At 43.9% G+C, this 7,566-nt stretch carries 11 protein-coding genes and 2 pseudogenes; 5 read left to right on the top strand and 8 right to left on the bottom strand.

The genetic code is table 11. The annotated features are described in order from the left end of the window. Positions 1-239: hypothetical protein (locus tag HP552_RS34650; protein WP_217506276.1), on the top strand; the 239-nt coding region annotated here is incomplete at its 5' end. A 113-nt stretch (positions 240-352) separates the two neighbouring features. On the opposite strand, the gene HP552_RS00865 is transcribed toward HP552_RS34650, so the two are convergent. After that, positions 353-583 (bottom strand): hypothetical protein, encoded by a 231-nt coding sequence (locus tag HP552_RS00865; RefSeq protein ID WP_175393875.1) that lies wholly within the window; start codon positions 581-583, stop codon positions 353-355. A 12-nt stretch (positions 584-595) separates the two neighbouring features. Then, entirely contained in the window at positions 596-799 is a 204-nt protein-coding gene (locus HP552_RS00860; protein WP_175393874.1) for a hypothetical protein, read from the bottom strand. A 237-nt stretch (positions 800-1,036) separates the two neighbouring features. On the opposite strand from HP552_RS00860, the gene HP552_RS00855 reads away from it, so the two are divergent. Beyond that, positions 1,037-1,210 carry a hypothetical protein gene (locus HP552_RS00855; protein ID WP_153784608.1) on the top strand — a complete coding sequence of 58 codons (174 nt, stop codon included), beginning with the start codon at positions 1,037-1,039 and terminating at the stop codon, positions 1,208-1,210. Between the two features lie 174 nt (positions 1,211-1,384). On the opposite strand, the gene spoVAE is transcribed toward HP552_RS00855, so the two are convergent. The 4 genes from spoVAE to HP552_RS00835 are packed head-to-tail and all read right to left on the bottom strand — an operon-like array spanning position 1,385 to position 4,137. Further along, a complete protein-coding gene (spoVAE, locus tag HP552_RS00850; RefSeq protein ID WP_175393873.1) occupies positions 1,385-1,735 on the bottom strand; it encodes a stage V sporulation protein AE in 351 nt (116 codons plus the stop codon). Further along, positions 1,732-2,751 carry a stage V sporulation protein AD gene (spoVAD, locus tag HP552_RS00845; RefSeq protein ID WP_175393872.1) on the bottom strand — a complete coding sequence of 340 codons (1,020 nt, stop codon included), beginning with the start codon at positions 2,749-2,751 and terminating at the stop codon, positions 1,732-1,734. Before spoVAD ends, spoVAE begins: the two co-directional genes overlap by 4 nt. Before the next feature lies 1 nt (position 2,752). Further along, a complete protein-coding gene (gene spoVAC / locus HP552_RS00840; protein WP_090728258.1) occupies positions 2,753-3,232 on the bottom strand; it encodes a stage V sporulation protein AC in 480 nt (159 codons plus the stop codon). Positions 3,233-3,276: 44 nt separating this feature from the next. Then, positions 3,277-4,137 (bottom strand): DUF421 domain-containing protein, encoded by an 861-nt coding sequence (locus HP552_RS00835; protein WP_090728097.1) that lies wholly within the window; start codon positions 4,135-4,137, stop codon positions 3,277-3,279. A gap of 211 nt (positions 4,138-4,348) precedes the next feature. Between HP552_RS00835 and HP552_RS00830 the strand changes: the two genes are divergently transcribed. From HP552_RS00830 to HP552_RS34775, 3 genes and pseudogenes are all read left to right on the top strand, one after another. Beyond that, positions 4,349-4,555, top strand: coding sequence for a DUF1657 domain-containing protein (locus HP552_RS00830; RefSeq protein ID WP_007781230.1), 207 nt, complete (start codon positions 4,349-4,351; stop codon positions 4,553-4,555). 236 nt (positions 4,556-4,791) lie between these two features. Further along, positions 4,792-5,479: pseudogene (locus HP552_RS35710) on the top strand (phospholipase D-like domain-containing protein); the annotation flags it as partial. Between the two features lie 71 nt (positions 5,480-5,550). Continuing rightward, a pseudogene (locus tag HP552_RS34775) lies at positions 5,551-5,669 on the top strand (DUF421 domain-containing protein); the annotation flags it as partial. Between the two features lie 182 nt (positions 5,670-5,851). On the opposite strand, the gene HP552_RS00820 reads toward HP552_RS34775, so the two are convergent. Both HP552_RS00820 and HP552_RS00815 read right to left on the bottom strand, forming a co-directional pair. Continuing rightward, complete coding sequence (locus HP552_RS00820) at positions 5,852-6,895, bottom strand: YkvI family membrane protein (protein ID WP_054943622.1); 1,044 nt, start codon at positions 6,893-6,895, stop codon at positions 5,852-5,854. A 221-nt stretch (positions 6,896-7,116) separates the two neighbouring features. Beyond that, positions 7,117-7,566, bottom strand: a 450-nt coding sequence (locus HP552_RS00815; protein ID WP_175393871.1) for a CBO0543 family protein, incomplete at its 5' end; no start/stop codon positions are given.

Raw genomic sequence — 7,566 nt, 5'->3', positions numbered from 1 at the left:
TCTCTTATACTGGTTGTTTCTTAATGCAGACAGGTTTCGAACAAAATTGTTTCAACCCATCCCAGTTGCCCCAGATGCAATTTTTACATCGATTTGGTTGTCTTGGGGCAGAGGTAGTCCAGTTTTTAATGCTTGTACTGAATGTTGGTAACATGCAGGCATCCGCCTTTCCAAATTTATGCAAACAGCATTTAAGTTGTCCAGAAACGAATCATCCTATGCAGTTATCCGCATCGTGAAAGTCCGCTTGGATTTGATCCCATCTACCCTTGTCCCCTGCATACAAATATCAAAGGCCGGAGCAACCCATTTTGGGCAACAGCCGGCCATTTGGTCCTATTTCGCATGCATTCTACCGATGGCTCGAATCGCAAACATTTTCCACGCACTGATTCTCCCAGTTGTTGCAGAAGTCCCCATATACTTGCTCTACGCCACAGTCGGATAGCATGTGCCTGGCCAAAAAGTCATACCAGAACTGGTCGAAAGACAAGGGCATCCGGGTTCCATATTGGGAACGAAGGGTTACATAGCGGTCCCAGATTTTGATTCGGAATGCTGCCAATTCATCACATCGCTCCATGTCGGTTCGCCTTTAAGCGGCGCTGGTGCCGCTGGGTATTTCTGACGTTTTCGCTCTTTCTTCGGCCATCTTTTGAAATTGTTTCGCTCTTTCCAGATGAAAGGCACGCAATTGGTCTTGATACTGAGCCATTTTCACGTGCCAGTCGTACATTTGCCTGACATAAGCGGCCTGGTCATGCGTATACATGGGCATTGCCTGTTTGATAAACTGCATTTGAAAACATTCCTCCTTGGGTTAGGTAAAGTTGAACTTACAGCATTAGTCTATGGCAGGCGCATAGAAGCGACAACGGCATCCGCCCGGTTTCCGGTCATTTTATCGGGTTGGTTGTCTATATGCAGGCGGAAACACAGCCTTTTGGGGACCTGACTCCTATGATGCATAAAGGATATGAAAATCGGAATAATATCAGTTGCATATTCTGAAAATGGCGAATGAAAAGGAGAAAGTATGGAAAAAAGCGAACTTAAATCACAATTTAAACAGCGAATCAAAACGACAAGTAACAAATCTCCAATAATCTTGGATGGAAAGGCAAGTGAAAATGTTCCAACCGAGCCGAGTTTAATGGAGCGAACCAAAGAAGTGATGGAGAATATAGGAACCGAAATAAATAGCGTCTGACAGTATATGGCTTTTATAGCTTGGTCAACGTAACCTTTGAGATTATCGATGGGGACATTCCGTACAGATTGGAACAAGTAAATGTTTCTCATAATCAAAACCGGCCGGTTAGGGATCGCCCTGACCGACCGTTACAGTGTATTTTAGCCAACGAAATTCGGATTGGGCCCCGTATTATCCTTTGGGTTTTACGAACAATGCAGCGAGAAACGAAAAAATAATCGCTGCGGATATTCCGGCACTGGTCACTTCGAAAATTCCGGTGATGATCCCAATCCAGCCATTGCTCTTTAGTTCTTGAAGCGCACCATGGACAAGAGCGTTACCAAAGCTTGTAATCGGGACCGATGCTCCTGCCCCGGCAAATTCAATCATCGGATCATACCATCCAATTCCGTCGACAATCGCGCCCAATACAACAAGCAGGGTCATGGTGTGGGCCGGTGTAAGTTTCAAGACATCAAAACAAAATTGTCCGAAAACACAGATTGCACCTCCCACCAAAAAAGCCCAAAGAAAAATCATAATATCTCCCTCCCTGCCTCTATGGATACGGCATGAGCGATACAAGGAATGCTTTCCCCTTGTTGAAATGAAATCGGGGATAGCAGCGCCCCCGTAGCGACAACGAGGATTCGTTTCAGTTCACCTCTTCGCATCCGATTTAGCAAATGTCCATAGGTAACAACTGCCGAACAACCGCAGCCGCTTGCTCCGGCTTGAACCATTTGGGTTTCATAATCGTAAATCATCATCCCGCAATCGGAATATTCGGTTTGTTCGATGGGAAAGTTATGTTTCTTAAACAATTTACAGGCGATCTCATATCCGACTTTCGCAAGATCGCCGGTAACGATCAAATCGTAATAACCCGGTTCAATTCCCAAATCTCGAACATGCGCCTCAATGGTGTCTACCGCTGCAGGAGCCATCGCTGCGCCCATATTAAACGGATCTTTAATGCCCATATCGATAACCCGGCCAATGGTGGCAGATGTAACAACCGGTCCGTCACCTTCCATGGATACGATGGCAGCACCGGCCCCGGTTACCGTATATTGGGCGGTAGGCGGTTTTTGCGAACCGTACTCGGTCGGATATCGGAACTGTTTCTCCGCACTGGAATCATGGCTGCATGTCCCCGCCAACACAAATTTCGCCGAACCGGAATTTACAAGGTTAGCTGCTAATGCCAGACTTTCCATCGAGGTTGAACAAGCCCCAAACACACCGAGGTAAGGGATCGATAATGTTCGCGCGGCAAAACTGCTGCTAATGATTTGATTCATCAAATCCCCGCCTATGTAAAACTGGACTTGTTCCTTTGTCAACCCCGCATTTTCAATAGCCAGTTTTGCCGCTTCTTCAATCAATGCCTTTTCTGCTTTCTCCCAGCTCTTTTGTCCCATCATGGATTCTCCATGGACAATGTCAAAATCTTTGGCCAGCGGGCCTCTTCCTTCAAATGGACCCACTACCGTTGCTGTTGATCGGATGAACGGCTTGTTCTCAAATAGCCAACTCTGGTGTCCCTTTAACATATTAAGAGCCTCCCCCGCCTTTGATCAGCAAATGTACAATTCCTACCGCAAAGGCGGCGACTGTACCAAATACAATAACCGGTCCAGCCAGTTTAAACATTTTACCGCCAACACCGAGCACCATACCTTCACTCTGATGTTCAATCGCAGCGGATGCCATCGAATTCGCAAATCCCGTCACAGGCACTGCGGAACCCGCACCAGCCCATTGGGCAAACTTATCGTACACCCCCATGCTGGTCAGAATGACAGAAAGGAGTATCATAACCGCCACGGTAGGGTCTCCAGCTTTTTTCTCATCAAAGCCGCCCCAATGCACAAACATTTCCTGGATGGCTTGTCCAACCAAACAAATGGTCCCGCCAGCTATAAACGCACGAATGAAGTTTTTGAGTATGGGCCTCGGAGGTTCGACGCTTTGCGCCAATTCTTTATATTCCTGTTGTACCCGCGTTAAATTTTTCTTTATATTATTTGCCATGAACATCCTCCTCGATTTTCAGCTGACGTATAATTGGCGAATTGTTAACGAATCAGCAATGGTTTAACTTCATCAATAATCTTTTCTAACGCTTTTGAACATTGCTCGTACATCTGCTTTGTATTTTGTTCTTTGGTAGATAAGCCAAACATTTCGAGATCCGCTTCACACTTTTTCAATGTTGCAAGCAACGCGGCTTTTTTCTGGGGTTTCGGTACTTTGATCTGATCATCAAATAAATCAACGTATAGCTGGCCATAGGAATCCACCTGTCCAAGAAATACGTTATCAATCGAAACACCTAATTTCTCCAGTTCCGTATCCAGCCATTTCCTGTTTAGACCTATCGTGGCAAGTGGTTCGTCCATTATTTTTCCATCCATAATGACCGATTGAGGTTCTTGTTCTGGCCCGACATTTATTCCCAGGTGTTTAGGCGTTAACGGTTGATTTTCCTTGGTTAAAAGAACGCTAACGTTACCGCTTGACTCCATGATGGCGAATTCAACATCGGCAGCTTTGAACACATTCTTAGTTCGAAGCTGTTCCATAAGTTCATCCGTGGTAATCCTTTCTTTTTTTAGGTTATCCTCCATGATCTTGCCGTCCTTAATGAGCACTGTTGCTTTGCCGTCGAATAGGTCTCTTGCCGTTTTGCTTTTCAGCTGTAAAAATTCAATCCCTAAAGAAACAACGGTCCAAACCGTCATCGAAACCAAGCCCAGATACCAAGTGGACTCCAGATCCAACGAAACGTAAGCTGCAAGGTTGCCGATCGTGATTCCGGTGATATACTCAAACAATGAAAGCTCTGATACCTGTCGTTTACCCAATATCTTCGTTAGGACAAAAAGAACCCCCATAGACAATAACGTTCGCAAAGCAATTTCTACCCAATCCGGCATAATATCACCATTCCTTTCCAATCACATTTAATCGACAAAAGTTAATATGTCCCTATTCCATTATTTTCATACATTTCCATTTGAAAATTTTTCTAACGTATGCTTTTGTTGCGAGACGGAAATATTAATTTCGGTATTGGGAGAATGTAAGCATCTATTCCTATTACCCCTGAAACATTATCCTATCCTAAGGTAAAGGAGGTGACATTCCGTGACAGTTGCTTCTCAAGTGAAAACGTGCGTAGCATCTTTAAAAAGTGCTCAGGCGAGTCTGGAACAATTTGCTTTGGAAACACAAAATCAAGAAGCAAAATCGCTCTTTACGAATGCGGCCCAACAAACCCAACAAATCGTGCAGCAAGTAGAAAGCCGCGTACAACAGTTGGAAAATGAAGAGCCTCAATATAAGGGGTTTTAAGAAAAACAGACAAACCATGAATATTGAGGACATGGCTTGTCTGTTTTCATCGGTGAACAGATTAGAAAAGAGATCAAACCCTACTCAACTTGTAGGGTTTGATCTCTTTTCGCCACTATTCTTTTGTTTAGACAGCTAACCTTGGATAAACCTAAACACTGCCGCCCCCATCGCGACTGCTAAAGTTGACGGTATCCAAGTTCCCCCTCGGCCCAACGCACGCCCATGGCTACGGCCGCCAAATGATGAAGGTTGGAATTGAATGCCGATCTTTTTTCCCCATTCGCTTCCCTTGGGCGCTGTCCTATTGGAGTTGCCGAAATCATTGTAAGATTGTTGTATTCGATGGTCAGGAAGCTTTTACTGGAGGCATCAATATCGGGGATGAATATACCGGATTAAAGTCGAATGTCGGCTTTTGGCGCGACACCCATATTCGAATAGTGGGTTAACCTGCAAACGAACTGCAAGCAGTCTTCGACGCCCATTGGAATATCGCGCCTTACTTTGTGCCAGATGCAGACATTATTATGGCGATTAAAGCAGCTTTGGTTCGCGGTGTCCGAGTGCGCTTAGTTTCCCGCCACGTGGTATCGATCATCGTTGGAGCTGCAAGTCGGACCTACTATGGAGAACTTTTGGAAGCCGGGGTTCATATCTACCTCTACAATAAAGGCGTGTTGCATGCGAAGTTAATGATCATTGACGGAGAAATTGTCCTCAAATTTTGATTTAAGAAGCTACCGTCTGAATTATGAAGTGTGCGAAGTTGTGTACAGTTCTGAAGTAGCACGAAAACTGGCGGAACAATTCGAGCATGATCTTGCGGACTCCATTCCCTTACGGATGGAAGTCCCGCCTCAACGCACGCATTTGCAGCGGATTCTCGATCAAACGGCGTGCTTGCTTTCACCAATCATTTGATGAAAGAGGAAATGAAAAGTTGTTTCTTCAATTCTCAATTGAGTTCTTGCTAGGTTTTGTAGGATTGTCCATTGTCCATCATTACAAAGATGTTAGGGAAAAACCAATTTAGTCAAGTAACACCGTTTGACTTCATTTCAGCTATTTTTTAGGTGAAGTCGTTGGAAATACTCTATATGACATGCAACTGTCTACCCTATGCTGTATTCTTTATTCTTATGGAGGTCATTTATGTTAGCTATTAAGACGGCAGGCCAAAAGTCTTGGAAATAAGAAGTTGGATCGATGGAACCCTGTGCCTTAATTCCGATAGTAGCATAATTACCCAATAGTTGGATTTCGTGCCGAATCAACTTATAAAAATATGGAGACTTAGTCCCTGGGCATCCGTTGAGCTGCTAAAAAAATAAGAAGTATCAAACCCATATACCCAAATAGCGGATAAAGATAAGTAAGTAAGGAGGTGAAACCGGCTTGACTAATCAAAAAACTAGCAAGTAATATGCCAAGAACTAACCAACTTTTAGGAAGATTATATAGACTTTGGATTTGACGAGAAATTCCGAAAACATTGCCTATCAATGTGGTGAATATTTCTCCATAGATTACGAGCAAAAACAATACATGAAAAAACCGCCCGAAATCTCGAATAATCTCGGCCATCGGAATATCGTATTGAAGAATCTCGGGCATCTTTGAGCTCATTGCAAAATGGCTGACAAGAAGCATAAAACCAAGACCAATGCCTCCCCAAAACCCTCCCCATTTTAATGCGCTTTCGTCATCCACCTCACTCCCCAGAGGAACCATAACGGCTAGAATAAAAGCAAAATTCAATCCTGCATACACAAACGGACTCACGAACCACTTCAAATTGTACAGTTGTTGGTTCTGCCAACCGACTATATCAAAAATATTGTCTATTCTGACAACCTTTACGACAAGGAGAATAGTGAAAAAAAGCATCATGGGAACAACTAACGAGTTTACGAACATAATTCCGCTGATTTCCTTCGTCATCACCAGATAACATAAAACGATGCTGATGATAATACCCAGTTGATAGGGTAGACGGAGTTGTTCTTCGAAAATGGTACCGGTTCCTGAAAGCATCACGGCCGTTACCCCAAATAGAATAATTAAAGTCAAGGCATTTGCGACTTTGCCGAAAATCTTGCCAAACAGATAAACATTAAACTCCTGATATGAAAATGCTTTGATATGGTGAGCTAGAATCATCATTTTAGTGCCGATCCACACAAAAAGAAAGGTGCTGCATAAAATGCCTAATACCCCATAGGCTCCGTATACCGTGAAAAACTGCATAATCGACTGTCCTGAAGCAAATCCGGCTCCCACCACGGTTCCCGAATATGTTGCGGCGATTTGTATTATCATACTTGTATTTTTCTTCATATTTCCCCCATGTCCTGGTATAGTATAGAATCATTAAATTCTATGCTTAAAAAAAATGCTTATTCCAAAAGGAACTCGTTGTCAGCCGTTATGACGAGAATCGATAGTGGTCCGGTAGATCATCAATTAACAAACTTGAGTCTTTAACAATGACATGGTAAATATGCAGCTCATGAATCTGGGCATGATTTTTGGAATCGGTAAACTTATGGTTTTGGCCTTTATTTATCTACCGAGGATGAATCTGTGCAATCAACGCCCCGCTTGGCGATGCTCGAAGCCAGCAGATATAGCCCCACATAGATAGGAAACGAATATGTATGTTTCCAGTGAACGGGGTGGTATAAATCGGCCATTTGTGAGACCGGCTCGGCCACAAAAGCGGAAAATCCCCCAAATAGGAGAGCTTTGAACAACGGATGTATGCCAGACTTGTACTGGTGTAAGAACATAACCGTGACGGGAAGAAGTGAAAAATTCCATGGAAAATTGGCCGGCATGATCGGTATGACCTCCCAGTGATAATGCCAAAGTCCCATGGCAATCCCAAGCTGGTCCAGCCACGACGACACGATAATCATCATAAACCCGGATAGGAGAAACTGTCCCGTAGCTCTCTTATCCCGAAATCCGATCCAAAATAGCCAGGGGCATATCGATAAACCTACTCC

Source organism: Paenibacillus xylanilyticus (assembly GCF_013359935.1).
Taxonomy (GTDB): Bacteria; Bacillota; Bacilli; order Paenibacillales; family Paenibacillaceae; genus Paenibacillus; species Paenibacillus xylanilyticus.
This window is presented reverse-complemented; position numbering and strand designations above follow the sequence as displayed.

Bases quoted from the DNA above. Each gene is read 5' to 3' on its own strand.
- spoVAC (WP_090728258.1), bottom strand. From the start codon at position 3,232: ATGGCAAATAATATAAAGAAAAATTTAACGCGGGTACAACAGGAATAT.
- HP552_RS00820 (WP_054943622.1), bottom strand. From the start codon at position 6,895: ATGAAGAAAAATACAAGTATGATAATACAAATCGCCGCAACATATTCG.
- HP552_RS00865 (WP_175393875.1), bottom strand. From the start codon at position 583: ATGGAGCGATGTGATGAATTGGCAGCATTCCGAATCAAAATCTGGGAC.
- HP552_RS00835 (WP_090728097.1), bottom strand. From the start codon at position 4,137: ATGCCGGATTGGGTAGAAATTGCTTTGCGAACGTTATTGTCTATGGGG.
- spoVAD (WP_175393872.1), bottom strand. From the start codon at position 2,751: ATGTTAAAGGGACACCAGAGTTGGCTATTTGAGAACAAGCCGTTCATC.
- HP552_RS00855 (WP_153784608.1), top strand. From the start codon at position 1,037: ATGGAAAAAAGCGAACTTAAATCACAATTTAAACAGCGAATCAAAACG.
- HP552_RS00860 (WP_175393874.1), bottom strand. From the start codon at position 799: ATGCAGTTTATCAAACAGGCAATGCCCATGTATACGCATGACCAGGCC.
- spoVAE (WP_175393873.1), bottom strand. From the start codon at position 1,735: ATGATTTTTCTTTGGGCTTTTTTGGTGGGAGGTGCAATCTGTGTTTTC.